The organism is Leucobacter musarum subsp. musarum, from assembly GCF_001273845.1.
Taxonomy (GTDB): Bacteria; Actinomycetota; Actinomycetes; order Actinomycetales; family Microbacteriaceae; genus Leucobacter; species Leucobacter musarum.
The window spans coordinates 145506-171920 of the sequence record NZ_JHBW01000065.1; the positions used below are offsets into that span (position 1 = coordinate 145506).

Here is a 26415-nt window from a genome sequence, read left to right on the forward strand (position 1 = left end):
GGGGCGAGCGCCGCTACCCCGCGAACGCATCTTCGACGCGGAGCGCGAACCAGAGCTCCGCGCGGTCATCGGGGTCGCCGAGCGACCGGCCGGTGATCCGTTCGATGCGCGCAATGCGGTCACGCAGCGTGTTGCGGTGAATACCCAGCGCGACTGACGCTGGCCCGCGCTGGCCGTCTGAGGCGAACACGGCGTAGAGCGTTTCGCGAAGTGCCGCCCGATCGATTTCGCTGACCTCGTCGGTCGACTGATCACCCGCCGCATTCGAACGCCGCAGCGAGAGTGTGCGGAGCACTGCGGCAGTCAGGCTGCGTTGCGCAGCATCGACGCCGCCCACGGCAGTCGGGTCGTGCAGTTCGAGCATGAGGTCGAGCAGAGGAGTATCGCGGTCCGCCCAGAGCACCACGGGTACGCGGGGGGATTCGTACAGCGGCGCCGTCGGAGAGAGCGCCCCGAGGCGGGCTGCGGCCGAGCGCCGACTCAGTGAGGCCGCGCTCGCGTCTGCGCCTCTGCCCACCACCGCGTCCAGGTTGAGCGCAGCGGCACGCTCCAATGCGACCTGTATGCCGGCCTCGTCATCGGCGACGATCTGCCATGCACGCGCGACTCCGGCGGCCGGGGCGTCGGCCGAATCACGTGCGATCAGCCGATCAATGCCTGAACGTGCGGATCGGTGCCACTGCGCAACGTCTTCAGCGGCACCCTGCACCGCCACCACGCGAACGCGCTCGGGCGCTGGGAGTTCGGGAGCGAGCACCGTGAGCATCGGGTCGAGCGGGCGCCCCCGCAGTGCTGCGTCCGCCGCGCGCTCCCAGCGCTCGCGCTCGCGCTCGGCATCTGCGCGATCACTGCTCAGCGCCAGCCCGAGCACCATGGCGCCGGCGGCGACGATCGATCGCCCCTCGGGCGATAACGCCGCACCGCCGGCGAGCGCGAGCCGGTGTCCGCCGGATGCGTCGAGATCGATCAATTCGACGTCGCCTGCGAAAACCTTGGCCGCCTGAGCATCGCCGCCGCGCCGCGCCGCGCGTGCAGGATCCAGTGCGGCAGCGAAACCGGCGGTGCTCGCCAATGTCGCCCCGTCGGAGGTCAGCACTGCGAAGTGCTTGCCCGTCGACTGGGCGAGACGCGCCAGCACCTGCGCGGGTTCCTGCTCGCTGCGGGCGCCCTCGAGTAACTGCCGCTGGGTCTGCAGCGCGTCGCGTGCCGCTTCGAGCTCATCTGCGCGCAGCAGGCCGGCCAGGGCCTTGCTCACCGCGATGAACGGCACGGGCAACGGCACTTCGAAGAGCGCAACGCGATACGCGCTCGCGGCCCGCACGAGCGCTGCCGGAACGGCATCGTGCGCGATGCCCACACCGAACCCGATTCCGGCGATCCGGGCTCGGCTGAGTCCGGCGACGAAATCGCGCCACCTCGGGTCATCGGCACCGAGCGCGAGGCCCGTCGTGAGAATGATCTCTCCGCCCTCGAGATAGGCGCCCAGATCGAGCAGTTCCGTGTTCGATACCCAGGAGATCTCCGGATCTCCGGCACCCGCCTGCACGAGTCGAAGCCCGAGGTCGGGGAGGGCGAGCAACTGGGAGAGTGCAACCATGGTGCGATTCTTGCACAGTCCATCAATCGGCCAGTGGGCACTCTGGCGCGCCGAGTGTTCAGTGACGGCACATACACTGGCGAGAGATGCACCGCGCCGGCCGTCGAGTTCGGCCGCGATCGATGACGAGGAGTTTCCGATGACCGGCCTGCCGCAGCACCCCGCCGAGCCGCAGCCCGCTGCGCCCGCCAAGCAGCCGGTGGGCGGCGCATTGCGGGGCATCCGCGTCGCCGACTTCTCACGTGTGCTCGCAGGCCCGCACGCCACGATGATTCTCGCCGACCTCGGCGCCGACGTCATCAAGATCGAGAGCCCCGAGGGAGACGGCACCCGGCAGTGGCGCCCCCCGGTGAACGCGGTCGGTCAGAGCACCTACTTCGCGGGCGTCAACCGCGGCAAGCGCTCCGTCGTCTGCGACCTGCGTGACGCGGAGGGTCTCGCCCGAGCCCGCGAACTCGCACTGAGCGCCGACGTCGTCATCGAGAACTTCAAGCCCGGCACCATGGAGAAGTTCGGGCTGGGCTACGCCGAGCTCGCCGCGGCCAACCCCGGCCTCGTCTACTGTTCAATCTCGGGCTTCGGCGACACCGCGGGCCGCGACCTCCCCGGATACGACTTGCTCGTCCAAGCGGTCGGCGGGCTCATGAGCATCACCGGTCAAGCCGATGCCAACGGCGGCGAACCCACGAAGGTCGGCGTCGCGCTCGTCGACATCCTCACCGGGCTCAACTCCGTGATCGGCATTCAGGCCGCGCTGCGTGCACGCGACGATGCGGGATCACCCGTCGCCGGTCAGGGTCAGCACGTCAAGGTGACGCTGCTCGGGTCGCTGCTCTCGGCGCTCGCCAATCAGGCGTCGTCGACGCTCGAAACCGGGGTTGCCCCTGAACGCATGGGCAACGCGCACCCGTCGATCGCTCCGTATGAAACCTTCCGCGCTGCCGACCAGTCGATCGCGCTCGCGGTGGGTACTGATGGGCAGTTCGCCCGGCTCTGCGCGGTGCTCGGCATCGACGAACTCGCGAACGACGAGCGATTCGCGACGAACCCGCAGCGAGTCGCCCATCGGGTCGAGCTGCGGGCGGCGATCGAGCGTGCACTGGCCGCGCGATCCGCCGCCGAATGGATCGACGCCTGCACCGCGGCGAACATCCCCGCAGGTCGCGTGAACTCGATCGCGCAGGCACTCGAACTCGCCGGAGAACTCGGGCTCGAGCCGGTCGCCGAAACCGCAGCGCGCGCCGAAGACGGCACCATGCAGACGCTGCGCTCGGTGGCGACCCCGATCTCGTTCTCCGCGACTCCCGCGCAGTACCAGGTTCCGCCGCCCGGGATCGGCGAGCACCAGGACGCCGCCTGGCTGCCGCGCTGAACGCAGCCAACGGATTCCGCGCCAGCCCACCCCTGCACATCTTCCGCACCACCTGCACCACTCGAGGAGCATCATGACCACCACCATCGACCAGCTGTTCGACGTCGCCGACTTCGTCACCGAGGAAGAACGCGAGTGGCAGCTGAAAGCGCGCGAATTCGCTCAGACGCGCATTCAGCCGATCATCGACCAGGCATTCGAAGACCGGCGCCTGCCGGTCGAGCTGCTGCCCGAGGTCGGCGAGTTCGGGGCGTTCGGCATGTACCTCGACGGATACGGGCTGAAGGGTGCCTCGTCGGTGGCCTACGGCCTGGTCGCCATGGAGTTCGAAGCCGTCGACTCGGGGTTCCGCACCGCGCTGTCGGTGCAGGGTTCGCTCGCGATGGGTGCGATCTACAAGTTCGGCTCCGAGGAGCAGAAGCAGCGCTGGTTGCCGCCGATGGGGCGCGGCGAAGCCATCGGGTTCTTCGGGCTCACCGAGCCGCAGGGGGGTTCGGATCCCAACACCATGCTCACCACCGCGCGCCGCGAGGGCGACACGTGGGTGCTCAACGGCAAGAAGCGCTGGATCGGCCTCGCAACGGTCGCAACGCTCGGCGTGATCTGGGCGAAAGACGAGGAGGGGATCGTGCGCGGCTTCATCGTGCCGACCGACACCCCCGGCTTCCAGGCCACCGCCATTGAGAACAAGCTGTCGATGCGCGCATCGCTGCAGACCGAGATCGTGCTCGACGACGTTCGCCTGCCTGCGGATGCGATCCTGCCCGGCTCGAAGGGGCTGTCGTCGCCGTTCAAGTGCCTGAACGAGGCGCGGTACGGCATCGCCTGGGGGGTCATGGGCGCGGCCCGCTCGTGCCTCGAGGTCGCGGTCGAGCGCTCGCAGACCCGCGAGGTGTTTGGCGCGCCGATCGGCGGCAAGCAGATCATCCAGGCGAAGCTCGCCGACATGTTCCTCGAGTACCAGAAGGGGCTGCTGCTCGCGCTGCACCTCGGGCGGTTGAAAGACGCCGGCACGCTCACCTACGGGCAGATCTCGGTCGGCAAGCTGAACAACGTGCGCGAGGCGATCAAGATCGCGGGCACCGCGCGCTCCATTCTGGGGGGCGACGGCATCACGTCAGAGTTCCCGGTCATGCGCCACATGGCGAACCTCGAGTCGGTGCGCACCTACGAGGGGACGGACGAGGTGCATCAGCTCGTGATCGGGCGCGAACTCACCGGTATCGCCGCGTTCTAGTCGAACGGCCATTCAACGGAAGATCTGCACTCAGAGGAGCCGATTCGCTTAACGCGATTCCTCTGGCTGCAGATCTTCCGCTGTGTGCCCGGGGTGGGACTGAGCCGCGTCGCGCCGGGCCGACACCACGGAAAACTCGTACGCACTCGTGCATGAATAGTTCTATTTGATATAGAGTTATTGATGGACGAGGGGAGTCGCGCATGTTGATCAGGGTCGACGAGGCGAGCGAGCGAGCGATCTACGCGCAGATCGCCGACGGAGTGCGCGGCGAGATCGCCGCGGGCAGGGTGTACCCGGGCGAGACGCTGCCACCAGCACGCACCCTCGCGATCGGGCTCGGTATCAATGTGCACACCGTGCTCCGCGCCTACCAGCAGCTGCGCGACGAAGGCATCATCGACCTGCGCCGCCGTCGCGGAGCCGTCGTCACTGCCGCGGCGGGAGCCATTTCCGACCTCGCCGGCGAGATCGCCGCACTGGTAAGCCGCGCGGCGACGGTCGGCATCTCGGCCGACACACTGGCGGCGTTAATCGCACGGTCGGAGTCGGGGCCGAAGTCTGACGCGGAGTCGCAGACGCCTGGGCCGGCGTCCCTGTTGGCTGACCCGGGCGACGGCAATGCGGAGGTCGCGGCATGACTCCTCGAGCGGAAGACCGCTACTTGCGCCCGGTGATCCCGAACGATGCACACCATGCCCTCGCCGTGCCCGCCTTCAGCCCCGATGATGCGCGCGACCTGCGGCGCGCCCTCACGGCCGCGCTCTGGGTAGGCCTGGTCGTACCCCTTGCGCTCACGGTGGTGACGACGCTCGTCATGCTGGCGTGGCTGCCGCGGTTGCCCGACCCGGCGGCAACGCACTGGTCGGGTGGAACCGGACCCGACGGGTTCGGTGCGGCCTGGTCGTTCCCCGCGACGAACGCGGGGCTTGGATTCGGGATCCCCGTGCTGTTCTGGGCAATCGTTCGTTTCGGTGGGCGCCGCGGTGCGCTTCCCCGATGGTCCGGCAATCAACGATTCCTGACCGCGTTCGGTCTTGGCACCGTGGTGTTCTTGGAAAGTCTCCTGCTGTTCTCCGTCGCCGTGCAGCTCGACCTGCACGACGCGCACGACGCGCCGGGGGTCGATGCCGCGGTCGGCGTCGGGTTCGGGGTGTGGGCGGTCGTCACACTGGCCGCGTGGTTCGTGCAGCCGAGCGTGCGTATCGCCGCCCCCGACCTCTTCGGCGTCGAACCACTCTCGCTCTCGGAGACAGAGCGCGCAGTGTGGGTGCGCGATGTGCGTCCGTCTCCGCTGTTTCTCGGGGTCGTCGGTGCGGCCAGTGCGATCTGCGTCGCAGCAGCGGTGTGGGTGTGGACACTCGGGGATGCCCTCTGGTGGATGAACGCGGGCATCGCGGTACTCGTCATTCTGCTGACTTTGTGCACCGCGTGGTTCCGGGTGCGGATTGACGCGAACGGACTGGAGGCGCGCTCGGCGCTCAGCTGGCCGGTTTTCCGGGTATCTGCGGCCGACGTCGAGTCGGTCGCCGCGGCGCCGATCGCGCCACTCGCAGACTTCGGCGGATGGGGGCTGCGTTGGGCTCCCGGACGTCTCGGCATCGTGATGCGCGCCGGGACGGGGTTGGTGGTGCACCGCCGATCGGGCTCGATGATCGGCATCAGCGTCGACGATGCCGAGACGGGGGCCGCGCTCCTTGCGGCCGCTGCGCACGCCGCGACATCCGAATCCGAACCCGCGGAACCGCCGCACCTGCACGCCGTCACCGACTCGACCGGGAGCCCCGAACATGACTGATCCGCTCGCACACCGCCCCGACCGCTTCGCCCGTGTGCCCTGGGGTGCGCTCGCGCTCTTCGTCGTCGTGTCGTTCGGGCTCGCCTGGCTCGTCGCGCTGCCGCTCTGGGTCAAGGACGCGAGCGAACCGGGCTATGCACTCCTCTTCACAGCCCTTGCAGCCGCGATGATGTTCACGCCGACGATCGGCGCCCTCGCGGCGGTGTTCATCGCCCGCGCACCACGTGGTGAACGCCTGCGCCTGCTCGGCATCTGGCCGCTGCGCCCGGCGAAACGGGTGGTCTGGTTCGTCGTTGCGGCGCTCTTCGCACCGCCCGTCATCACGCTCGCCACCATTGGCGTCGCCGCCCTCTTTGGGTGGGTGCGGCTCGATCTCGTGCACTACTCCGGTTACGCAGAGCTGCTCGATCAACAGCTCGCATCGGTGAGCCCCGACACCGCTGAGATCGCTCGCCAGAGCCTGCCGCCGATCGGACTGCTCGTCTGGCTGCAGATCATCACGATTCCGTTGCTCGCCCCGATCAACGCCGTGTTCGCTCTGGGGGAGGAGCTCGGCTGGCGCGGCTGGCTACTCCCTGCATTGCGGCCGCTCGGCACCTGGCCGGCGCTGGCGGTCAGCGGTGCGCTCTGGGGCCTGTGGCACTCGCCGGTGATTCTGCTGGGTTACAATTTCGGGCTGCTCGACTGGCGCGGCGTCGCACTTATGGTGATTGGGTGCGTGTTCTGGGGTGCGCTACTCGGGTGGACGCGCCTACGCACCGGATCGGTGTGGCCCGCCGTGTTCGGTCACGCCGCTCTGAACGCGTCGGCGGGCATGGCCGCGATGCTTGCGGCAGCCGGCGCCCCCGTCGACCCGGTGCTCGTGATGCCGCTCGGGGTCGCGGGGTGGCTGGTGCTCGCGGTGATCTTGCTGGTGCTCGTGCTCACCGGGCAGTTCGGTCAGGATCGCCAGCCCGAGCTGGCACCGAAGCGTCCGAAGGCGGTGTGGCAGCCTACCCAGCCAGAGGCGATGCCCGAGACGACTACGCCGACGCGGGGCGCGTGAGCTCTGCGATGCGCTGCGCCGCCTCGGGGTAGCGGCGCTGCAGCTCCTGGCGCTCTCCGAGTTCGAAGCCGTTCCACTCGAACGGGGGCGACATCGTGGTGCCGACGAGGCTCCAGGAGCCGAGTGACGAGGAACCCTGCATGACGCCGGGTGCGACGACGGCTTGCGGCAGCTGCCCCGCTTCGCGATCTGGCCCGAGGATGCGCTCTTCACTGCGCCCGTCGGGGTGCAGCAGGAGCAGTCGCAGCGGGTCACCGGCGTACCAGTGGTACACCTCGACCGACGCGAGCGCGTGCAGCGCTGAGAAGTCGGGGTCTGCCAGCAGGTAGTAGATCGCGCTGGAGTGCTCGTCCAGGTGCATGCGACGGAACAATCCACCCTCGTGCTCGAGGGGTTCGAGCTGGAGGTGATACACCCACCGCGCAGCTTCAGCGGGAAGCTGCATCACGCGAGTGCGGCTTCGCGGGTCTTGCGGAAGCGCTTGCTCAGCAGGATCAGCACGATGAGGGTGACCACATACGGGCCGGCATCGGTGAGCTGCTGCGGCAGACCGAACGATTGCAGACGGAAGCCGATGGCATCGGCGAAGCCGAAGAGCAGCGCGGCACCGAGCACGCCGACCGGGTGCGCGCGGGCGAGCATGACGGCGACCACCGCGATCCAGCCGCGCCCCGCCGACATGTTCTCGGTGAACTGCACGACGTTGCCGAGTGCGAGCTGCGCGCCACCGAGGCCTGCGAGGGCGCCCGAGGCGAGTACCGCGCCGAGTTGGTAGCGCTGCGGGTCGACGCCCATCGTCGCGGCGGCGAGCGGACGCTCCCCGACGCCGCGCAGACGCAGGCCGAGCGGGGTGCGGAAGAGCACGATCCACAGGGTCGGCACGAGGAGGAGCGCGAGGTAGCCCAGCGGGGTGAGCGAGAAGAGCACACCGATCCAGGGGATGTCGGCCAGCACGGGGATGCGCCAGACCGGAATGCCGACGATACCCGGGTTCTGGAACACGCCCTGCACGTCGAAGATCGCGACGAGCAGGAAGCTGGTCACGCCGACGGCGAGGATGTTCATCGCGACGGCGAGCACGATCGGATCGCCCTTGCGATACACCGCTCCGTAGCCGAGGATCAGCGAGAAGAGCGCCCCCGCGAGCATGGCGACGATGGTGCCCACGATCCAACTGTGCGCGAAGTACGACGCCGCGACGGCGGAGAATGCACCGACGAGCAGCATGCCCTCGAGGCCGATGTTGAAGATGCCGGCGCGCTCCGCGAGCATGCCACCCAGGGCGGCGAGCAGAATCGGGATGAGGGAGCGCAGCACTGAGCCGATCAGGTCTTGGTCGAAGAGTTCCAGCAGATTCATCGTGCCGACTCCTGGGTCTCAGCGGGCTCCGTCGTCGCGGGAGCGGTTGCGGAAGTAGTGGCGGCGGCCGTGTCGGCGGCGCCGGGAACGGGAGCATGCGGGGCTGCGAGCGCCGATTCGGCGAGCGGCGGGCCGTCGAGCGGTGGACCGTCTTTCGCGGGGGCCGTCCCGCCGCGCTTCCGGAAGCGGGGGAGTGCGACGCGGAACGCGAGCAGGATGATGACGAGCGCCTGGATGACCGCCGCGATCTGCGGTGACAGCCCGAGCTCGCGACCCATCGCGTCGCTGCCCACCATGATGGCGGCGAAGAACAGGCCCGCGATAACGATGCCGATGGGGCGGTACAGGGCGAGCAGGGTGACCAGCAGCGCGGTCCACGCGAAGTTCGTCTGTACGAAGTACCCCTCGATGAGGCGAGTGCTCGGGGCGCCGATGATCAGCATGAGCCCGAACATGCCGGCGATACCGCCCGAGAGTGCCATGGTGCGGGTGACCAGCGGGCCGGGCTTGACGCCGCCGTAGCGCACGAACTCGGCATTCTGACCGCTGAGACCGGCTTCGAAGCCGTACCGCGTGCGGCGGTTGACGAAGATTGCCGCGATGACGACGATGATCATGATGACGAGTGACCAGTTCACGCCGGTGAGCACGGCCGTGATCGGGCTCGTTGGGCCCAGTGAATTGCGGAGTGACTCGGCGAGGCCGGAGTCGCGCGGAACGATCATGTTGAGCTGCACCTCGGGGCGCAGCTGCTGCGAAGCTACCTGATCGGTGCTCGGGTCCTTGAGCTGGAATCGGATCAACCATGACGAGAAGTAGCGCGCCGGGTAGTTCAGCAGCAGCGTCGAGAGCAGAATCGGGACCCCGAGCAGATTCTGCAGCAGGGCCGAGATAAGCCCCCAGAGTGCGCCGACGGCGATCGCGACGATGAAGGCCAGCGGCACGACCAGGAACGCCGGGCCGGGCAGGTAGATGGCGACGATGCCGCCGGCGAGGGCGCCGAGACCGGCTTGACCCTCGGTGCCGAGATTGAGCACGCCGGCACGGAACGCCACGGCGATCGCGATGCCGATACCGATGATCGGCACGGCGCGGGCGAGCGTGTTGGCGAGCCCCACACCTGACCCGAATGAGCCGTTGACCATCGCGGCGTAGCCGCTCAGCGGGTCGACGCCCGCGATGAGCATGAAGCAGGCGCCGATGAGCAGTGCCAGCACGACCGACACCGGGATCGGCCCGGCAAGCCAGCTCCCGGCCTTGCGAGCGACGTTCATCGGGCGACCCCATTCTGATCGGAAGCGGTTGCGGATGCCGTGCCGGAGTCGGCGCGCAAGGCGGCAAATGCGCCGGGGCGGTGCCGTTCTTCGGGCTCGTGGCCGGCCATGTACAGACCCAGCAGGGCCTCGGTGGCCTCTGCTTTCGGCACCTCGGCGACGACGCGGCCCTCGAACATCACGAGGATGCGCGAAGACAGCGACAGAATCTCGCTGAGTTCGGCAGAGATGAGCAGCAGTGCGCCGCCGCCATCGCGATACTCGCAGAGCTCGCGATGAATGGACTCGATCGCGCCGATATCGACGCCTCGCGTCGGCTGTTCGGCGATGAGCACGGGCGAGCCGTAGTCGAGCTCGCGAGCGACGACGACCTTCTGCAGGTTGCCGCCGGAGAGCGTGCCGACGGGCGTCGAGGGCCCGGCGATCTTCACCCCGAAGCGACTGATGAGTCGCTTCGCGTGCTCGAGCATGGCAGCGCGAGAGAGGAGCCCGCCGTTGAGAATCGGGGCGCTGCGGTGGTGGCCGAGCGCGAGGTTGTCGATCGCGTCTGCGGAGCCCGCACTGCCGACGGCGTGCCGATCTTCTGGAATATACGCGATGCCGCCGTCGCGTCGCTGCGCGATCGAGGCTCCACTGAGATCGCGATCCGCGACCGATACCGAACCCGAGGTCGCCTTGCGCATGCCGATGACGGCCTCGGCGAGCTCGACTTGACCGTTGCCGGCCACGCCGGCGATGCCGACGACCTCGCCGCGGCGCACGAAGAGGCTCGCCGCGCTGACCGCGTCGCGTTCGCCAGAACCCGGAACGGTGAGTTCGGTGACATCGAGGACGACGTCACCAGGATCGTGGGCGGGTGGCGGCGTCGAAAGATCGACGTCGCGCCCGGTCATGTGCCGCGTGATCTCTGCGGGCGAGCTCTCGGCGGTGACGAGCTGCGCAACGTTGCGCCCGTCGCGGAGCACAGTGACGCGGTCAGAGATCGCCATGACCTCGCCGAGCTTGTGCGTGATGAGAATGATGGTGCGACCGTCGGCCTTGAGCGCGCGCAGCACCTCGAAGAGGCGCTCGGTTTCTTGCGGGGTGAGCACCGCGGTGGGCTCGTCGAGAATCAGCACGCGGGCTTCACGGTAGAGCGCTTTCACGATCTCGACGCGCTGGAGCACGCCGACGGGCACTGAGTCGACGCGGGCGGTGGGGTCGAGCGACAGGCCGTACTTTTCTGCGATCTCCGCGACTTTGCGGTTCGCCGCCTGTCGGTCGATGAGCCCGCGCTTCGTGGGCTCGCTGCGAAACACCACGTTCTCGGCGATCGTGAGCGACGGGAAGAGCTTGAACGACTGGAACACCATGCCGATGCCGGCATCGATGGCGTCGAGGGGGGAGGAGAGGGTGCGACGCGCACCACGAACGTAGATTTCGCCCTCGTCGGGCTGGTAGACGCCCGCGAGCTGCGACATCAGAATCGACTTGCCGGCGCCGTTCTCGCCCATGAGCGCATGGATCTCGCCGGATTCGACCTCGAAGTCGACATTGTCGTCGGCGAGCACACCGGGGAAACGCTTGGTGATGCCGCGCATCGAGACTTCGGCGACCATGCTCGCTCCTTCTGACGGGTTGTGAACGGAACTCGCCAATCGAGCGAGCGCAGGGAGTCGACACCCAGGCTACTGCGTCGGGTGCCGACTCCGCTGCGCTCGATCGACCGGCGGAGGGGGTGCTTAGGCGAGGGGGTCGGTGACCTTGATCTTGCCCGAGACGATGTCGTCGCGCGTCTGCTTGACCTTGTCGAGCACCTCGGTGTTCTCGACGACGGTGCACTGCGAATCCGCGGCGTCATCGGTGAGGCTGACGATCGTCATGCCCTCTTCCTTGAGGCCGAACGAGGTCGTCGCATCCTTCGAGCTGGTGCCGTCCTCGATTTCGCCGACGACGGTCTCGATGACCTTGTTGACCGACTTCACGGTGCCGTCGACGACGGAGCCGGGAGCGATCGGGCACTGGTTCGCGTCGACGCCGTAGGTCGAGAAGCCCTTCTCGGCCGCGGCCTCGATGATGCCGCCGTTCGATGCAGCGCCGACGGCGAACACCTGATCGACACCGGTTGCTGCGAAGGCGAGTGCCTGCTCCTTGCCGCGTGCCGGATCGGCGAATGGGTTGTCGCCACCGATGACCTGCGGAGCCACGGCGTCCACGTCGGGGTTGACGCTCTTGGCGCCCTCGGCGAAGCCGTCCGAGTACTTCTTGAGCAGATCGTTGTCGACCGAGATGACTGAGCCGACCTTGTTGGCCTGCGTCAGGAGACCGGCCTCGACGCCGAGGAGGTACGAGGGCTCCTGCTCACGGAAGGTCGCCTGGTAGAGGTTCTCGGGTGCGCCGTCGACGAAGGTGTCGATGAGGAGGAACTTCTGCTGCGGGTTCTGCTCGGCGAGCTCCTTGGCAACGTCGCCGAACTGGAAGCCGAGCATCACGACGACCTCGGGTGCCTTGGCGATCGCGGTCTCGAGGTTCGAGCGACGGGTCGCGTCATCCTTCGACTCGTACGTCGTCGAGGTGCCCTCGAAGGTCTTCGCGACCGACTCGATGCCGACCTTGCCCGACTTCAGAAACTCGTTCTGGCCGATCGGGTCGCTCGTGATGTAGATGAAGTTGGGGCCGTCGCTGGCCGCTTCATCAGCGGACGAACCGCCGCCACCGGAGCATGCGGTGAGCAGCAGGGCGGCCGAAGCCGCGCCCGCGACGAGAGCCGCACGAACGCGGCGCTGGGTGAAGAACATGGGTGTTCCTTTCGAACGGAAGGGGGATGGGATAGAGCTTACGAGCGCAGCGCTTCGAGCGACACACTGCCGGGGGACTCGCCACGGCCGGGCAGGATCACCCGTCGTTCCGTCACGATGGCCGTGATGAGCTCGTGGGGCGTCACATCGAATGCGGGGTTCACCGCTCCGATACCGTCGGGGGCCGTGCGCACGCCGCCGAAACCGGCAACCTCGTCGACCCCGCGATCCTCGATCTCGATGTCGGCGCCGCTCGCGGTGCGCATGTCGATGGTCGATTCGGGGGCGACGACGATGAACGGCACGCCGGCGTGCTGCGCCGCGAGTGCGAGGGAGAATGAACCGATTTTATTGGCGGAGTCACCGTTCGCCGCGATGCGGTCGGCGCCGATGAACACGGCGTCGGCGATCCCGCGCGAGAGTAGGAACGGGCCGGCCGAGTCGATCAGGAGCCGGAAGGGTGCCTCCATGCGCTGCAGTTCCCAGGCGGTGAGGCGTGCACCCTGCAGCAGGGGGCGGGTTTCGAGCGGGAAGGCCTCCTCGAGGGAGCCCTGCTCGAGCAGTGTCTGGATCACGCCGAGCGCCGTGCCGCGCTCGACGGTGGCGAGGCTGCCCGTGTTGCAGATGGTCATGACGCGCACGCGATCCTTCCCGGTGAGCTCGCGCGTCAGATCAGCGCCGCGCAGGCCCATCGAGATGCACGCCGCAATGTCTTCATCGCGGATCAGCAGCGCTTCGGCGAGGATCGCCTCGGCGCCGGCATCGAGCTTCGTCAACGCGCGATCGACGCCCCACGAGAGGTTGACCGCTGTGGGGCGCGCTTCGCGCAGGATCAGCGCCTGGCGACGCACCTCGTCGCGATCGAGCTCGTCGTCGCCGTGCTCGGCGGCCACGCTCGCGGCGATGAGGGCGACGCCGAGTGCGCCGGCGACGCCGAGTGCCGGGGCGCCACGCACCGCGAGCCGCTGGATGTCGTCGATCAGCTCCGGAAGCTCGGTGATGCGACGCATCTCGACCCGCTGGGGGAGGAGCGTCTGATCAATGAGTTCGATGGCTCCGTCGACCCAGTCGATCGTGCGCAAGCGGTGCTCCTTATTCGTGACGGGATTCGCCGAGAGGGAGGTGCAGAGGTCCCCACCCCAGACTGCGGTATCGCAGCCATCAGAATACCCGACGGCGGGGCCATGCAGCACCCGCTGTGGAACTCCCACAATCACGCTCGATTCAGTGCCCTGACGCGATTCGTTGACATACGCGACACGAAGCGTTCACAGATCGCAATGCGTGTCTTGTCGCGGGAATCGCGTCGCGCGGCGTAGCGTGTGACGCATCGGGCAGGGTGCCCGATCGAGGAGGCCGGTCGGTCACCACCTCGGAGCTACTGGCCAACTCGCTGAGTCGGGGCCCTGCCCCGGAGCAGAGGAGCCATCGTGGCTGAGATCCATCACTCCGCATCACCCTCGCCGGTCGTCCCAGGACCGGATGCTCACTCGTCGGCGACCCAGTCGCCGAGTTCGCCCGAGTTGTTCGGCGACACCCTGCAGGCCCAGCGCACCTACGTGCTCGACACGTCGGTCTTGCTCAGCGATCCCGCGGCACTGTTCCGCTTCGCTGAGCACAGCGTGGTCCTCCCGATCGTCGTCGTGATGGAACTCGAGAAGAAGCGCCACGATCCCGAACTCGGCTACTTCGCGCGGCGGGCGCTGCGCATTCTCGACGAGATGCGCGACAAGCACCTGCGACTCGACTTCCCGGTGCCGGTCGGCGACGCGGGCGGATCGGTGCGCGTCGAGCTCAACCACAGCAGCATGGATGGGCTGCCGAGCGGCATGCGCCTCGGCGACAACGACACCCGGATTCTGGCGGTGGCTCAGAACCTGGCCTCCGAGGGACTCGACGTCACGGTCATCTCGAAAGACATGCCGATGCGCCTCAAGGCCGCGGCGCTCGGGCTCGGCTCCGAGGAGTACCGGGCCGAACTCGCTCGTGACGATGCATACACCGGCATCGCCTCGGTCGAGCTCGACGAAGATCAGATGAAGCACCTCTGGGAAGATGACCGCATCGACGACGTCGAGGGTGCCGCAGGCCTGCCGTTCGGCACCGGCCTCGTGCTCACCTCGCCTCGCGGGTCTGCGCTCGGTCGCGTCGACGGCGATCGCTCGCTGCATGTCGTGCGGGGGGATCGCGAGGTCTTCGGCGTCTCGGGCCGCAGCGCGGAGCAGCGTCTCGCGATCGACCTGCTGCTTGATCCGCAGATCGGCATCGTCTCGCTCGGCGGCAGCGCCGGTACGGGCAAATCGGCCCTGGCACTCGCAGCGGGCCTGGAAGCGGTGCTCGAGCGCCGACAGCACCGCAAGGTCATGGTGTTCCGGCCGCTGTACGCGGTGGGCGGTCAGGACCTCGGCTACCTGCCGGGCGACCACCAGGAAAAGATGAACCCCTGGGCCCAGGCGGTCTTCGACACGCTTGGGTCGATCGTCTCGGAGAACGTGCTGGACGAGGTCGTCGCGCGCGATCTCGTCGAGGTGCTGCCGCTCACACACATCCGCGGGCGCTCACTGCACGACGCCTTCGTGATCGTCGACGAGGCGCAGTCGCTCGAGCGGGGTGTGCTGCTCACCATGCTCTCGCGCATCGGACAGAACTCGCGCGTGGTGCTGACGCATGATGTCGCGCAGCGCGACAACCTGCGGGTCGGCCGCTACGACGGCATCGCCGCGGTGATCGAGAAGCTCAAGGGCCACCGCCTCTTCGGGCACGTGACACTGACGCGCTCCGAGCGCAGTGAGATCGCCGCGCTCGTGACCGATCTGCTCGACACCCCGTAAGGCGCCGGTCGAGGGTCGGGTGCGGCTTCGGCCTCGCCCGGCCCTCGGCTGTTGGGGCTATGCCTCGTGCGTGTCTGACGCGCGCACCTCGGCGGCGTAGCCGCGAAGTGATCGGTGGTAGCGCGGAAGCGTCGGCACCAGAGCCTCCAACGCAACGGCCAGGGCAGCGCCGGGGCGACCCGCTGAGTGCAGTGCAAGGGCGAGGAATGCGGCCCGTGCCGACCCGAGATCGGGGTGATCGGCGCCGTTTTCGAGCATTGCGACGGCCTCGTCGAAGCGACCGAGATTGCGCAGCGTCGAGGCGAATTGAATGTCGAGTTCCGCGCGTGCTCGGCCCGATAGGCCCAGCTCGACCGCGCGGGCGTAGAGCACTGCGGCCTCGGCCTCCAGGCCCGCAGAATCGTGCGCACCGCCGAGTTCGAATGGGCCACGAGGGTCGTCGTCGGAAAGCTCTGCGACGAGCGCAGCGATTCGATCGATTACCGCGTTCGGAGACGCATCATCATCCGCCCACACCGCATCGATGCGAGTCTGCCAGTCTGAAGTTTCCACGGGTTCCGCTCCGTTCACGAAAGTTGAATCTCACTCCTGTTAGCTTGGAAGTGTGTCGCCGCACCAACCGCCGGAACCGAGCTCGCCGTATGCGCGCGCGTTGGGGGCGCTTCGGGTGACGAGCGGACGCTTGGAAAGCGCCTCGGGCGGCGTCGGTGCACTCCACCCGACGCTACAGCAGTACTTCGCGACAATACCCGAAGGGTACGTCGGGCGCGGTCGCGGTGTGTTCGATCGCGTCGGCACACCGCGCCGCTGGTTGCATCCTGTGCTCCGTCTGCTCGAGCGTCGCGGCGTGGTGCGCGCCACCTGGGCGCGCGACGTCCCGTTCACGGTAGAGAACCGCACGATCTCGGGTCGTGCAGTTGGGCGCCGAAATCTCGAACTGCCGGATGGGCCTTGGCAGATGCGCGACTCCGTCGGTCTGAATGCGCAGGGTCGGCTCGTCGACGAGATCGGTGAACCGGCGACAGTTGTGGCGAGTTTCGACCTGAGCGCGGGCGCTGACGGCGTTCGACTGGTCAGTCGCGACGTCGGCCTGGTGCTCTTCAGTCACCGGGGCGACCGACGTCGCGTACTGCGGCTGCCGAGGGCGATCGCACCCGTGGTGCGTTTGCACGAACGCTTCGACGCCCTGGCGCAGCGGCAACGCGTCGACGTCACCATCGACGTTCCGTTCTTCGGGCGGGTGTACGAATACGGCGGTGCGTTCACGTACTGCATCGAGGAGGAGCAATGAGCGAGGGTCGGGTCGTCATTGGCGGCGCATCGGGGTTCATGGGGCAGTATCTGCAGCGGCACTTCCGCGCGGCTGGGCGCGAGGTCGTCACGATCTCGCGGAGCGGGGCAGACCGCGCCTGGGGCGACGCCGACGGTATTGCGGCGGCGGTCGACGGGGCCGCACTCGTGGTCGGGCTCGCCGGGAAGAGCGTCAACTGTCGATACACGCCTGCGAACCGCGCCGAGATCTTCAGGTCGCGTCTCGACACCACGGCGCAGCTCAGTCGCGCCATCGCCGAGGCAGCGTCGCCCCCGCCCGTGTGGGTGAACTCCTCGACCGCGACGATCTACCGGCATGCAGAAGACCGCCCGATGACTGAGCGCACCGGCGAAATCGGCACCGGGTTCTCGGTTGACGTCGCGACGGCATGGGAGGAGGCGCTGTTCGCTGATGAGCTTCCGCACACGCGCCGCATCGCACTGCGCAGTGCCATCGTGATCGGAGATGGTGGGGTGCTCGGACCGCTCCAGCGTCTCGCGCGACTCGGACTCGGCGGGCCGCAGTTCGACGGGCCCTGGCCCGTGTCGCGCCGCCGCCGCGAGGCCGGAACTGCACACTTCCCAGGTGCCCGTTGCGGCACCCAGCGCTTCAGCTGGGTGCACCTCGACGACGTGGCACGCATCATCGACTTCGTCGAAGAACACGCTGATATCTCGGGACCCGTGAACGCCGCAGCGCCGAACCCGGTCGACAATCAGGAGTTCATGCGCACCGTCCGCCACATCGTCGGCGTACCGTTCGGGCCGCCGCTGCCACGATGGATGCTGGAACTGGGGGCGATCGGCATTCGCACCGAGACAGAGCTCGTGCTCAAAAGTCGCTGGGTGCTGCCGGGCGTGCTCGATGATGCGGGGTTCGTCTTCGCGCACCCCGAGCTCGAGCCCGCGCTGCGCGAGACCCTCGCCCGCACCTGAGCCTCGCGCTTGCCGCGACGGCGCCGCTTCGCCGCACACGTCAACGGGCCCGGGATCGCCTGATCCCGGGCCCGTGTCACCCGTGGTGCGGGTGGTGACGAATTACTTGGCGACGCCTGGGTGGGTCATCGACAGCAGATCGAGTGCCTGATCGAGATCGGCTTCGGTGACCTCGCCGCGCTCGACGTAGCCGAGATCGACCACGGCTTCGCGCACGGTGATGCCCTTCTTCACCGAGTGCTTCGCGATCTTCGCTGCCGCTTCGTAGCCGATGAGGCGGTTGAGCGGCGTCACGGTCGACGGGCTCATGCCGGCGAGTGCTGCGGCGCGCTCGAGGTTCGCTTCGAGACCGTCGACGGTCTTGTCGGCGAGTACGATCGAAGCGTTCGAGAGCAGTCGGATCGACTCGAGCAGCGCGGTGCCCATCACGGGGATCTGCACGTTGAGTTCGAACGCACCCGAAGCGCCGGCCCAGGCGATGGTCGCGTCGTTGCCGATGACCCGAGCGCAGACCATGAGCACGGCTTCCGGAATCACGGGGTTGACCTTGCCCGGCATGATCGACGAGCCCGGCTGCAGATCGGGGATGTGCAGCTCGGCGAGACCGGTGTTCGGGCCCGAACCCATCCAACGGATGTCGTTGTTGATCTTGGTCAGCGACACGGCGATGGTGCGCAGGGCGCCCGACGCCTCGACGAGACCATCACGGTTCGCCTGTGCCTCGAAGTGGTTGCGGGCCTCGGTGATCGGGAGGCCGCTTGACTGCGCGATCTCAGCGATGACCTTCTCCGGGAAACCGAGCGGGGTGTTGATGCCGGTGCCGACTGCGGTGCCGCCCTGGGGCACCTCGGCGACGCGGGGGAGGGCGGCGTCGATGCGCTCGATGCCGTAGCGGATCTGTGCGGCGAAACCACCGAACTCCTGGCCGAGGGTGACCGGCGTCGCATCCATGAGGTGCGTGCGGCCCGACTTCACGGCGGTCTTCCAGAGTTCAGCCTTTGCCTCGAATGCCTCGGCGAGGTGCGCGAGGGCCGGCTTCAGCTGCTCGATGAGGGCCCCGGTCACGGCGATGTGCACCGATGTCGGGAAGACGTCGTTCGACGACTGCGATGCGTTCACGTGATCGTTCGGGTGCACGGGTGCACCGAGGTGGCGCGACGCGAGCGTGGCGAGCACCTCATTGGTATTCATGTTCGACGACGTGCCCGAACCGGTCTGGTAGGTGTCGACCGGGAACTGGTCGTGGTGCTCGCCGGCGATGATCTCATCGGCTGCGGCGACGATCGCCTGCGCGATCGGTGCCTCGAGAATGCCGAGTTCGCCGTTGGCGATGGCGGCGGCGCGTTTGATGCGCGCAAGGGCCACGATCTGTGCCGGCTCGAGTCCCTTGCCCGAGATGGGGAAGTTCTCGACGGCGCGCTGGGTCTGGGCTGCGTAGAGCGCATTCTTGGGAACGCGCACCTCGCCCATGGTGTCGTGCTCGATGCGGTACTCGGTCTCGGCGCCGGCGGCGCTGCGATCTTCGGTCACAATCATCCTTCGTTTCGTGGATACTGCTCGGGGTCGGAGAAAGTCGTGGGCTGCGGCTCAGCCGGCGATGGGGGCACCGGCGGCGATATCGAGGTGCCCGACCGCGCTCACCGCGACGGCTTGGCCCTCGGCCAGACGGTACTGGCAGCCGACGATGCCGAGCGTGCCGGCGGCGACGGCGTCGCTGATGATGCGGGAGCTGCGCAGCAGCTGATTCACGGTCGCAGCGAGGTGCACGCGGCCGACGGCGTCGGCGTCGATCGTCGATGCGTCGACGTACGGCGTATCGCGATGCTCGCGGAGCCAGAGCTCCTGCACCGACGGCAGAATCGGTGCGAGTGTGTTCTCGACGGCCGTCGGAACGGCGGCCGGGTTCTGCTCCATCTGCCCGATCGCGGCCGCGACCGCGCCGCAGGAATCGTGCGCGAGAACGACGATGACCGCGACGCCGAGGTTGGCGACGGCGTATTCCATCGACGCCGTGATCGACTCGGCGACCACGTGGCCCATGTTGCGGGCGATGAAGAGGTCGCCGAGGCCGGCGTCGAAGATGATCTCTGCCGAGAGCCGCGAGTCCGAGCAGCCGAAGAGGGCAGCGTCAGGATCTTGCCCCTTGGCCAACTCGTGACGTCGCTCGACATCTTGGCGGGGGTGCTGCGGCCCGCCTGCGATGAAGCGCTGATTGCCGTCGACGAGGGCATTCCACGCCTGCTGCGGCGTGACTCTGGGGGCGGTCATGCGGTTCCCTTCGGGGTGTCGAGCGACTCGGCGACCTGGATCGCGAGTTCGCGGAGAGTAGCTGAGGAGTCGGTGCCGTAGACGAGGATCGTGTCGCCGTTCCACGTGGTCTGCAGGCCGAAGAGCATGTTCGATTCGTCGGGGTTGCGATCGGAGTGATCGTACGTCACCCAGTCGAGGCCGCCGAGCGTCTCAGCTCCAGTGGGAGACTGCTGCTCGAGCTGCTGCGACACCCAGACGTCGTCGACCGGGCTCCCGTCTGCGGTGAAACCCTGCACGACGGCGGCGTACGATTCGATGCGCGTCGCCTCGTCGACCGTGGTGTAGTTGATCTGCCAAGAGGTCACGTCGCCGCTGCGGCGCAGCCCGGCCTGTTTCGCCTTCCACGCTGCCGGAACTTCTGGAGCGGCGAGGTCGCGACCCGCGCTGGGGGATGCTTCGACCGCCGCGGTCTGCACGTTGATGCTCTGCTCCGCGAAGGTATTCGCGCCGCCGCGAGGCACGGCCAGGAAGATCACGAGCACGAGGCCGAGGCTCACGAGCAGCGAGAGCACCAGGTTGTTCACCGTTTTGCGCTCGCGGTAGAGCCGGCTGTCGCGCGACTTGCGCGCCGAGGTCTCCGCTGCGGTCTCGGGGCGCCCGAGCTCGGCGACGATGACCGGGGGTTTCTGCTTCTTGGCCATCGGTTACGCGTCGTGCTCCGGTGAAGCGCCCGCTTCGCCCGCGGAGGTGCGCGCAGCTTCGAGGCGCTTTCGGGCTCCGAGCAACCACTCTTCGCACCGTGCAGCGAGCGCTTCGCCGCGCTCCCAGAGCTGCAGCGACTCCTCGAGGGTCGCACCGCCCTGCTCGAGGCGGCCGACCACCTGAATGAGTTCGTCGCGCGCTTCCTCGTAACCGAGGGCGGCGGGATCCGGAAGCACCGTATCTGCCATGAGCTTCAGTCTACCCGCCGCCACCGACACGAACGCCCAGGGGGGATACGCTGCGCGACCGCGTGGGAGTTCGTGTGCGACGGTGCCGACGCCCGTAGGCTGGATGCATGTTCAGACTGCTGTTCTTCGTCGGTGTCGGATTGGTCGTCGGAGGCATCATCGTCATGGTGGTCGGACCGCCCGGGGCGGGGGTTTGGGCCCTGCCCGTGGGCCTGACGCTCGCGATTCTCTGCGGCACGTTCGTGCTCATCGGGAAGTCGTTGCGTGGCGTGCACCTGCCGAGCAATGAGGTCATCGCAGCCGCTCGGAATGCCGGGAGGCTGGGGGTGGCACGCGTCGATGCGCTCCGTCAGACCGGCACGCAGATCAACGATCAACCGCTCTGCGAGATCGATCTCACGGTGCAGCCGCGATCCGGAGCCGCGTTTCGCACCTCGCTGCGCGAAATCGTACCGATCACGCAGATTCCGGCCGTGCAACCAGGCGCGCGTCGGGTCGTCGCGAATCTGACGGTGGAGGGTCCGGAGCTCGCGCTTCTCCCGGATGATGCTTCTGGTGACCCGTGGCGCGATATCGAAATTCCTGACGCAGCGCATGCCGGCCCGGTGCGCGTCGGTGGTGGCGGCGTCATTCGCGCTGACGGTACTCGCCGCGGCCCGATCATCGGCATGGGCAAGCGCGGGCGCCCGCTGCGCATCGCACTCTTCGCCGTCGCTGCTGCGGTCGCCGCTGTCGCGGTGGTACTGCCATACAATGTGGCCGTGCTGCAGACCGTTTCGGCTCTGCAGCAGGGGCGGTTGCACCCGGACTACCGCGACCCCGAGCCGCTGGGCCAGGCGATCACCGCGCTGCAGGAGGCGATCGGTCACGATCAGCTCATCAGCGCGATCGTGACCGATGAGTTCGTCATCGTTGAAGCGCCACTCGCGCCGGGCGAGAATGCGACCGACCGCTGGATTTATCGCGGGGGCGGTGTCACCCATGATGGGGCCGCCTCTATTCAGCCCGAGACACCGCTCGAAGCGTTCTCGATCACCGATGTCGATTGGGACCGGCTCGCCCCCGCAGCGAAGCGGGCCAGCATCGAAGCCGGGATCGAAGCGATCGACGATCTCAGCTTCTCGGTCGGGCGTTCGACCGACTCGGACACCTCATCGGAGACGTTCGGCCGAGCCGTCGGGCCCGTGGTCGTGAACTTCAGCGTCTCTGACGACTACCGTTCGGTGTCGTTCCGTATGAACGGCGACGGCTCCGGGTTTGAAACGCTCGGCGGCTGACCGACCTCACCGGCGTGAGGCCCGTCGCGCACGTGTCGCGACGCTCAGACTCCGCTCGACACCGCGCCGAGCCGACCGCCCGCCAGTGACAGGCGGATGGTCGTGCCGGTCGGCGCCGCCTCAGGGGCACGAAGCACGTCGCCGGCTTCGCCTGCATCGTTGACCACCTGGGCGATCGCATATCCGCGTTCCAGTGTGGCCTGCGGCGAGAGCGCGGTCAGTCGAGCGCGGGTCTCAGCCAGGGTGCGGGATCGGTCTTCCACTGCACGATCGGCCAGCTCTGCGCCCCGCGCGATCCACCGCACGAGTTCTTCAGCTCGCTCATCGACCAGCCGGTCTGGGGCGGCGAGCACGGGTCGGCCTCTGAGCTGGGCAATGCGATCGGTTTCGTGCGCGAGCAGTTGACCGACCCGTGTGCTGAGTCGGGCACGCGCCTGATCGAGCCCCGCGAGCTCCTCGCCGACGTCGGGCACGATGCGTTTCGCGGCGTCGGTGGGCGTCGATGCGCGCAGATCGGCGACCTCATCGAGCAACGGCCGGTCTGCTTCATGACCGATCGCACTGACGATCGGGGTCGTCGCGGCGCTCGCCGCCCGCACGACGCGCTCGTCGCTGAACGGCAGAAGGTTCTGGAAATCGCCGCCGCCGCGCGCCACCACGATGATGTCGACGTCGGGATCGCGATCCAGCGCCTCAATACCCGCGGTCACCTCGCTGGCCGCACGGTCGCCTTGCACGGCAGCGTAGTGCAGCTTGAACTGCACTCCGGGCCACCGCAGCGTCGCATTGCGGATGACGTCTTTCTCGGCGTCAGAATCTTTGCCCGTGATCAGGCCGATGAGGTTCGGCAGAAATGGAAGACGTTGCTTGCGCTCGACGGCGAACAGCCCTTCTGACTGCAAATGACGACGCAGCCGTTCAAGTCGCTCGAGCAACTCGCCGATGCCGACGTGCGAGAGGTCAAAGACCTGTACGGTGAGCGAGCCGCCCTTGACCCAGAAGTTCGGCTTCACCAGCGCGACCACGCGGTCGCCCTGCGCGAAGTCGCTCGTCAGGCGCTGCGCGACCGAACGCCAGACCGTGAAACTCACCGTCGCGTCCTGCTGCAGGTCGCGAAGCTTGCCGTAGACGTGGCCGCCCCGCAGCTGCCACTGCGTGATCTCACCCTCGATCCACACCTGCCCGAGTCGATCGATCCAGGCCGCGATCTTCTCGCTCATCTGGGCGACCGGCCACGGCGCATCACGCGTGGCCGGAGCTTGAGCAGGTGCCTCTGTCATGCGAATCAGCCTATCCGTCGGTACCGACATTCGGGGGAGCTGGCGGCCCGCAGGGCCAGCATGAGTCGCGGCGGAAGCGCGCAGGGAGCGGCGGTAGAATCTCAGCCATGAACGACACGCGGGCGCAGCACCAGCGCACCATCGGCGCGCCCGTCGTGACTCTTGCGATGCCGCGCCTGCGCCGTGAGGCCGGGCGGTTGCGCGATCGCCCCGTCGACGGCATGAAGAAGGTGCTGCTCGCCGCTCCCCGCGGATACTGCGCGGGAGTCGATCGTGCGGTCGTCGCCGTCGAGAAAGCCCTCGTGCGTTACGGCGCTCCCGTTTACGTACGCAAACAGATCGTGCACAACGTGCATGTCGTGCGCACGCTCGAGAAGATGGGCGCGATTTTTGTCGATGAGGTCGATGAAGTGCCTGAGGGCGCGCACGTCGTCTTCTCGGCGCACGGAGTGTCGCCGGCCGTGGTGCACGAGGCCGCTGATCGCGGGCTTCACGCGATCGACGCGACCTGCCCGCTCGTGACCAAGGTGCATCGCGAGGCGGTGCGGTTTGCGAAGCAGGATCTCGAAATTCTGCTCATCGGGCACGAAGGCCACGAAGAGGTCGAGGGCACGGCGGGCGAGGCTCCCGAGCGCATCACGATCGTGAATTCGCCCGATGATGTCGACAGCCTTGAGGTGGCCGACCCGGATCGGCTCGTCTGGCTCTCACAGACCACCTTGTCGGTCGACGAGACGATGGAGACCGTGCGCCGGTTGCGCGCGCGCTTTCCCAATCTGCAAGATCCACCGAGCGACGATATTTGCTACGCCACGCAGAACCGCCAAGTCGCGATCAAGCAGATCGCCCCGCAGGCCGACCTCGTGATCGTCGTCGGATCCGCCAACTCCTCGAACTCGGTGCGCTTGAAAGAAGTCGCGCTCGAGTGCGGCGCCCGGGCGGCCTATCGCGTGGACTTCGCGAGCGAGGTGCGTCAGGAATGGCTCGACGGTGTGCGCACCGTCGGCGTGACGAGCGGCGCATCGGTGCCCGAAGTACTCGTGCAAGAGCTGCTCGACGATCTCGCCGACGCGGGCTACGCCGATGTCGAGGCCGCGGTGTCGGCCGAGGAAGACCTCGTCTTCTCGCTGCCGAAGGAGTTGCGGCAAGACGCCTCGGGCAACCGCGATGCCCGGGCGCTCGGCGGCCGTGTGCGCTGACTCGTCTGAAATCGGCGCACTCACGGCGAACGGCGAGACACGCTCTGCTCGTGAAACGCGCTGTGCCCCCGACGCGACGGCATCGAGGGCACAGCGAAGAGCAGCGCTGGTTACGGCTGCGACATGTTCTCGAAGTAGTCGAGAATCTTGCCGGTCGAACTCGGGTCTGACGCCGCGTTCACCAGTTCGGGCACATTGAACATCATCACCGTCGTGAGCACGATCGTGCCGATCACAGCGATGGCGCCCGCGGTCAACGGCACCCAGAATGTGAGCTTTCCGGCGCGCATGCGCTGGATCGAGAAGATGAGCGAGACGGCATACAGCGCGATCACGACGATCGCCGAGATCGTGCCGAGCGAGCCGATCCATGCCGGTACAGAGAAATCTTCGAGCTCGAGCGCCGAGCCGACGAGCGAGAAGCTCGCCGAGATACTCATGAGCGAGCCCGCGATCTGCAGTGCGCCGAACGCCCCGAGAACGAGCAAGATGATCGTGAACACGCGATCCACCGTGCGTGACTTCGGTGCGCCAGGCGTCGCCGGTGCAACCTGCTGCAGGGGCTGTGCTGTCTGCGGTTGCTGCGGCGCAGCGGCGCGATACGGCTCAGGATCGCCTGGACGACCAGTGGTCGGGGGCTTCGGGGCAGCTGCCGCCTGCGGCTCGGAACCCGCCTGATCGCCGCGCACGCCGAGGTTGTGCGGCACTCCCGGCCCGGGGTGTGCACCACCGCGGGGCTCTGCCGACTGCTGGAGTGCTGCGCCCTCGGTGGTCTCCGGCTTCCACTCCCAGCCCTCGGGCGCGAGCTCTCCGTATGCGGGAAGCGGGCGCTCCGCGGGGCGACCGGATTCGTCGTGCGGGGTCGTCACTACGCGCTCACCGACTTCCCGGCCGAGCCGAGCTGCTGCGCGGCCAGCGCGACGCGTTCGGCCATCGCCGACTCGGTGACCTTGCCCCAGGCGCGGGGGTCGTACACCTTCTTGTTGCCGACCTCGCCATCGATCTTCAGTACGCCGTCGTAGTTCTTGAGAATGTAGTCGGCGAGCGAGCGCGTGAACGCGTACTGCGTGTCGGTGTCGATGTTCATCTTGATCACGCCGTTGCGCACCGCCTCGGCGATCTCTTCGGGCGTGGAGCCCGAGCCGCCGTGGAAGACGAGGTCGAGCGGCTTTTCGCCGACGCCGTACTTCGACTGCAGGCCCTGTTGAATCTCTGCGAGGAGCTCGGGTCGCAGCGAGACGCCGCCGGGCTTGTAGACGCCGTGCACGTTGCCGAAGGTGAGCGCGGTCAGGTAGCGGCCCTGCTCGCCGAGGCCCAGCGCCTCCACCGTGGCGACGGCATCGTCGAGCGTCGTGTAGAGCTGATCGTTGATCTCGTGGCTCACGCCGTCTTCTTCGCCGCCGACGACGCCGATCTCGACCTCGAGGATGACGTTAATCGCCGCGAGGCGGGGGAGCAGCTCCTGCGCGATCTGCAGGTTCTCCTCCAGCGGCACGGCCGAGCCGTCCCACATGTGCGACTGGAAGTAGGGGAGTCCGCCGTTCTTGACGCGCTCCTCGCTGGCCGCGACGAGCGGCAGGAGGAAGTCGTCGAGGGCGTTCTTCGGGCAGTGGTCGGTGTGCAGTGCGACCGTGACGTCATACGACTGCGCGACCTCTTCGGCGAACTTGGCAAACGCGATGGCTCCACCGGCGCGGTTCTTGACCGTGTGCCCGGCGAAATAGTCGGCGCCGCCCGTGGTGACCTGAATGATGCCGTCTGAGCCTGCCTCGGCGAAGCCCTGGAGGGCGGCGTTCAGGGTCTGCGAGCTCGACACGTTGACGGCGGGGAAGGCGAACGCCCCCGACTTCGCTGCATCGATCATGGCTGCGTACTGTTCCGGGCTTGCGACGGGCATGCGCGCTCCTTGACTTCGTTGGGTC

The 26415-nt window shown here is 67.8% G+C and carries 25 protein-coding genes; 10 read left to right on the top strand and 15 right to left on the bottom strand.

Features of this window, described 5'->3' with window-relative positions; genetic code table 11:
* Positions 1–13 precede the first annotated feature (13 nt).
* The gene (locus CH42_RS03540; protein WP_053351832.1) at positions 14–1597 is read right to left on the bottom strand and encodes a PucR family transcriptional regulator; all 1584 of its coding nucleotides are present in this window, start codon (positions 1595–1597) and stop codon (positions 14–16) included.
* A gap of 139 nt (positions 1598–1736) precedes the next feature.
* Between CH42_RS03540 and CH42_RS03545 the strand changes: the two genes are divergently transcribed.
* The 5 genes from CH42_RS03545 to CH42_RS03565 all read left to right on the top strand — a co-directional run bounded on the left by CH42_RS03545 (position 1737) and on the right by CH42_RS03565 (position 7049).
* The gene (locus tag CH42_RS03545; RefSeq protein ID WP_075205236.1) at positions 1737–2969 is read left to right on the top strand and encodes a CaiB/BaiF CoA transferase family protein; all 1233 of its coding nucleotides are present in this window, start codon (positions 1737–1739) and stop codon (positions 2967–2969) included.
* 73 nt (positions 2970–3042) lie between these two features.
* On the top strand, positions 3043–4206 hold the full coding sequence (locus tag CH42_RS03550; RefSeq protein WP_053351833.1) for an acyl-CoA dehydrogenase family protein: 1164 nt from the start codon (positions 3043–3045) through the stop codon (positions 4204–4206).
* A 203-nt stretch (positions 4207–4409) separates the two neighbouring features.
* Positions 4410–4847, top strand: coding sequence for a GntR family transcriptional regulator (locus CH42_RS03555; RefSeq protein ID WP_075205222.1), 438 nt, complete (start codon positions 4410–4412; stop codon positions 4845–4847).
* A complete protein-coding gene (locus CH42_RS03560; RefSeq protein WP_053351834.1) occupies positions 4844–6004 on the top strand; it encodes a DUF1648 domain-containing protein in 1161 nt (386 codons plus the stop codon). Before CH42_RS03555 ends, CH42_RS03560 begins: the two co-directional genes overlap by 4 nt.
* A complete protein-coding gene (locus CH42_RS03565; RefSeq protein WP_075205223.1) occupies positions 5997–7049 on the top strand; it encodes a CPBP family intramembrane glutamic endopeptidase in 1053 nt (350 codons plus the stop codon). Before CH42_RS03560 ends, CH42_RS03565 begins: the two co-directional genes overlap by 8 nt.
* Here the strand turns inward: CH42_RS03565 and CH42_RS03570 are convergent.
* From CH42_RS03570 to mtnA, 6 genes are all read right to left on the bottom strand, one after another.
* Complete coding sequence (locus CH42_RS03570) at positions 7027–7494, bottom strand: cupin domain-containing protein (RefSeq protein ID WP_053352042.1); 468 nt, start codon at positions 7492–7494, stop codon at positions 7027–7029. The two genes, CH42_RS03565 and CH42_RS03570, sit on opposite strands and share 23 nt — an antisense overlap.
* Positions 7494–8408, bottom strand: coding sequence for an ABC transporter permease (locus CH42_RS03575; RefSeq protein ID WP_053351835.1), 915 nt, complete (start codon positions 8406–8408; stop codon positions 7494–7496). The genes CH42_RS03570 and CH42_RS03575 overlap by 1 nt, the downstream gene beginning before the upstream one ends.
* Positions 8405–9682 carry an ABC transporter permease gene (locus CH42_RS03580; protein ID WP_075205224.1) on the bottom strand — a complete coding sequence of 426 codons (1278 nt, stop codon included), beginning with the start codon at positions 9680–9682 and terminating at the stop codon, positions 8405–8407. The genes CH42_RS03575 and CH42_RS03580 overlap by 4 nt, the downstream gene beginning before the upstream one ends.
* Positions 9679–11280: an ABC transporter ATP-binding protein gene (locus CH42_RS03585; protein WP_053351836.1), complete on the bottom strand. Its 1602-nt coding sequence runs from the start codon at positions 11278–11280 to the stop codon at positions 9679–9681. The genes CH42_RS03580 and CH42_RS03585 overlap by 4 nt, the downstream gene beginning before the upstream one ends.
* A 123-nt stretch (positions 11281–11403) precedes the next feature.
* Positions 11404–12459 (bottom strand): BMP family ABC transporter substrate-binding protein, encoded by a 1056-nt coding sequence (locus tag CH42_RS03590; RefSeq protein ID WP_053351837.1) that lies wholly within the window; start codon positions 12457–12459, stop codon positions 11404–11406.
* A 38-nt stretch (positions 12460–12497) separates the two neighbouring features.
* On the bottom strand, positions 12498–13541 hold the full coding sequence (gene mtnA, locus CH42_RS03595; protein WP_053352043.1) for an S-methyl-5-thioribose-1-phosphate isomerase: 1044 nt from the start codon (positions 13539–13541) through the stop codon (positions 12498–12500).
* Between the two features lie 348 nt (positions 13542–13889).
* Here mtnA and CH42_RS03600 point away from each other — a divergent pair, with 348 nt between their 5' ends.
* Positions 13890–15290 carry a PhoH family protein gene (locus CH42_RS03600; RefSeq protein ID WP_193392068.1) on the top strand — a complete coding sequence of 467 codons (1401 nt, stop codon included), beginning with the start codon at positions 13890–13892 and terminating at the stop codon, positions 15288–15290.
* Between the two features lie 57 nt (positions 15291–15347).
* Here the strand turns inward: CH42_RS03600 and CH42_RS03605 are convergent, their stop codons facing one another.
* A complete protein-coding gene (locus tag CH42_RS03605; protein WP_053351839.1) occupies positions 15348–15842 on the bottom strand; it encodes a tetratricopeptide repeat protein in 495 nt (164 codons plus the stop codon).
* Positions 15843–15957: 115 nt separating this feature from the next.
* Here CH42_RS03605 and CH42_RS03610 point away from each other — a divergent pair, with 115 nt between their 5' ends.
* Both CH42_RS03610 and CH42_RS03615 read left to right on the top strand, forming a co-directional pair.
* Complete coding sequence (locus tag CH42_RS03610) at positions 15958–16581, top strand: DUF4166 domain-containing protein (protein ID WP_156322457.1); 624 nt, start codon at positions 15958–15960, stop codon at positions 16579–16581.
* A complete protein-coding gene (locus CH42_RS03615) occupies positions 16578–17537 on the top strand; it encodes an epimerase (RefSeq protein ID WP_053351841.1) in 960 nt (319 codons plus the stop codon). The genes CH42_RS03610 and CH42_RS03615 overlap by 4 nt, the downstream gene beginning before the upstream one ends.
* 102 nt (positions 17538–17639) lie before the next feature.
* On the opposite strand, the gene CH42_RS03620 is transcribed toward CH42_RS03615, so the two are convergent.
* Genes CH42_RS03620 through CH42_RS03635 form a run of 4 tightly spaced genes read right to left on the bottom strand, consistent with a single transcriptional unit; the run spans position 17640 to position 20737 of the window.
* Entirely contained in the window at positions 17640–19067 is a 1428-nt protein-coding gene (locus tag CH42_RS03620; protein WP_275575610.1) for a class II fumarate hydratase, read from the bottom strand.
* Positions 19068–19124: 57 nt separating this feature from the next.
* Entirely contained in the window at positions 19125–19805 is a 681-nt protein-coding gene (locus tag CH42_RS03625; RefSeq protein ID WP_053351843.1) for a carbonic anhydrase, read from the bottom strand.
* On the bottom strand, positions 19802–20488 hold the full coding sequence (locus CH42_RS03630) for a DUF4245 family protein (RefSeq protein WP_053351844.1): 687 nt from the start codon (positions 20486–20488) through the stop codon (positions 19802–19804). The genes CH42_RS03625 and CH42_RS03630 overlap by 4 nt, the downstream gene beginning before the upstream one ends.
* 3 nt (positions 20489–20491) lie before the next feature.
* Positions 20492–20737 (bottom strand): exodeoxyribonuclease VII small subunit, encoded by a 246-nt coding sequence (locus CH42_RS03635; protein WP_053351845.1) that lies wholly within the window; start codon positions 20735–20737, stop codon positions 20492–20494.
* A 107-nt stretch (positions 20738–20844) separates the two neighbouring features.
* On the opposite strand from CH42_RS03635, the gene CH42_RS03640 reads away from it, so the two are divergent.
* Complete coding sequence (locus tag CH42_RS03640; RefSeq protein ID WP_053351846.1) at positions 20845–22014, top strand: hypothetical protein; 1170 nt, start codon at positions 20845–20847, stop codon at positions 22012–22014.
* 44 nt (positions 22015–22058) lie between these two features.
* Here CH42_RS03640 and xseA read toward each other — a convergent pair whose 3' ends face one another.
* Positions 22059–23294: an exodeoxyribonuclease VII large subunit gene (gene xseA / locus CH42_RS03645; RefSeq protein WP_053351847.1), complete on the bottom strand. Its 1236-nt coding sequence runs from the start codon at positions 23292–23294 to the stop codon at positions 22059–22061.
* Positions 23295–23461: 167 nt separating this feature from the next.
* Here xseA and CH42_RS03650 point away from each other — a divergent pair, with 167 nt between their 5' ends.
* A complete protein-coding gene (locus tag CH42_RS03650; protein WP_053352044.1) occupies positions 23462–24493 on the top strand; it encodes a 4-hydroxy-3-methylbut-2-enyl diphosphate reductase in 1032 nt (343 codons plus the stop codon).
* A 110-nt stretch (positions 24494–24603) separates the two neighbouring features.
* Here the strand turns inward: CH42_RS03650 and CH42_RS03655 are convergent, their stop codons facing one another.
* The gene (locus CH42_RS03655; RefSeq protein WP_053351848.1) at positions 24604–25362 is read right to left on the bottom strand and encodes a DUF6264 family protein; all 759 of its coding nucleotides are present in this window, start codon (positions 25360–25362) and stop codon (positions 24604–24606) included.
* A complete protein-coding gene (gene fbaA, locus CH42_RS03660) occupies positions 25362–26390 on the bottom strand; it encodes a class II fructose-bisphosphate aldolase (RefSeq protein WP_053351849.1) in 1029 nt (342 codons plus the stop codon). Before fbaA ends, CH42_RS03655 begins: the two co-directional genes overlap by 1 nt.
* Positions 26391–26415 lie beyond the last annotated feature (25 nt).

Coding starts and splice junctions, on each gene's coding strand:
- CH42_RS03540 (WP_053351832.1), bottom strand. CDS start 1,597: ATGGTTGCACTCTCCCAGTTGCTCGCCCTCCCCGACCTCGGGCTTCGA.
- CH42_RS03545 (WP_075205236.1), top strand. CDS start 1,737: ATGACCGGCCTGCCGCAGCACCCCGCCGAGCCGCAGCCCGCTGCGCCC.
- CH42_RS03550 (WP_053351833.1), top strand. CDS start 3,043: ATGACCACCACCATCGACCAGCTGTTCGACGTCGCCGACTTCGTCACC.
- CH42_RS03555 (WP_075205222.1), top strand. CDS start 4,410: ATGTTGATCAGGGTCGACGAGGCGAGCGAGCGAGCGATCTACGCGCAG.
- CH42_RS03560 (WP_053351834.1), top strand. CDS start 4,844: ATGACTCCTCGAGCGGAAGACCGCTACTTGCGCCCGGTGATCCCGAAC.
- CH42_RS03565 (WP_075205223.1), top strand. CDS start 5,997: ATGACTGATCCGCTCGCACACCGCCCCGACCGCTTCGCCCGTGTGCCC.
- CH42_RS03570 (WP_053352042.1), bottom strand. CDS start 7,494: ATGCAGCTTCCCGCTGAAGCTGCGCGGTGGGTGTATCACCTCCAGCTC.
- CH42_RS03575 (WP_053351835.1), bottom strand. CDS start 8,408: ATGAATCTGCTGGAACTCTTCGACCAAGACCTGATCGGCTCAGTGCTG.
- CH42_RS03580 (WP_075205224.1), bottom strand. CDS start 9,682: ATGAACGTCGCTCGCAAGGCCGGGAGCTGGCTTGCCGGGCCGATCCCG.
- CH42_RS03585 (WP_053351836.1), bottom strand. CDS start 11,280: ATGGTCGCCGAAGTCTCGATGCGCGGCATCACCAAGCGTTTCCCCGGT.
- CH42_RS03590 (WP_053351837.1), bottom strand. CDS start 12,459: ATGTTCTTCACCCAGCGCCGCGTTCGTGCGGCTCTCGTCGCGGGCGCG.
- CH42_RS03615 (WP_053351841.1), top strand. CDS start 16,578: ATGAGCGAGGGTCGGGTCGTCATTGGCGGCGCATCGGGGTTCATGGGG.
- CH42_RS03625 (WP_053351843.1), bottom strand. CDS start 19,805: ATGACCGCCCCCAGAGTCACGCCGCAGCAGGCGTGGAATGCCCTCGTC.
- CH42_RS03630 (WP_053351844.1), bottom strand. CDS start 20,488: ATGGCCAAGAAGCAGAAACCCCCGGTCATCGTCGCCGAGCTCGGGCGC.
- CH42_RS03635 (WP_053351845.1), bottom strand. CDS start 20,737: ATGGCAGATACGGTGCTTCCGGATCCCGCCGCCCTCGGTTACGAGGAA.
- CH42_RS03640 (WP_053351846.1), top strand. CDS start 20,845: ATGTTCAGACTGCTGTTCTTCGTCGGTGTCGGATTGGTCGTCGGAGGC.
- xseA (WP_053351847.1), bottom strand. CDS start 23,294: ATGACAGAGGCACCTGCTCAAGCTCCGGCCACGCGTGATGCGCCGTGG.
- CH42_RS03650 (WP_053352044.1), top strand. CDS start 23,462: ATGCCGCGCCTGCGCCGTGAGGCCGGGCGGTTGCGCGATCGCCCCGTC.
- fbaA (WP_053351849.1), bottom strand. CDS start 26,390: ATGCCCGTCGCAAGCCCGGAACAGTACGCAGCCATGATCGATGCAGCG.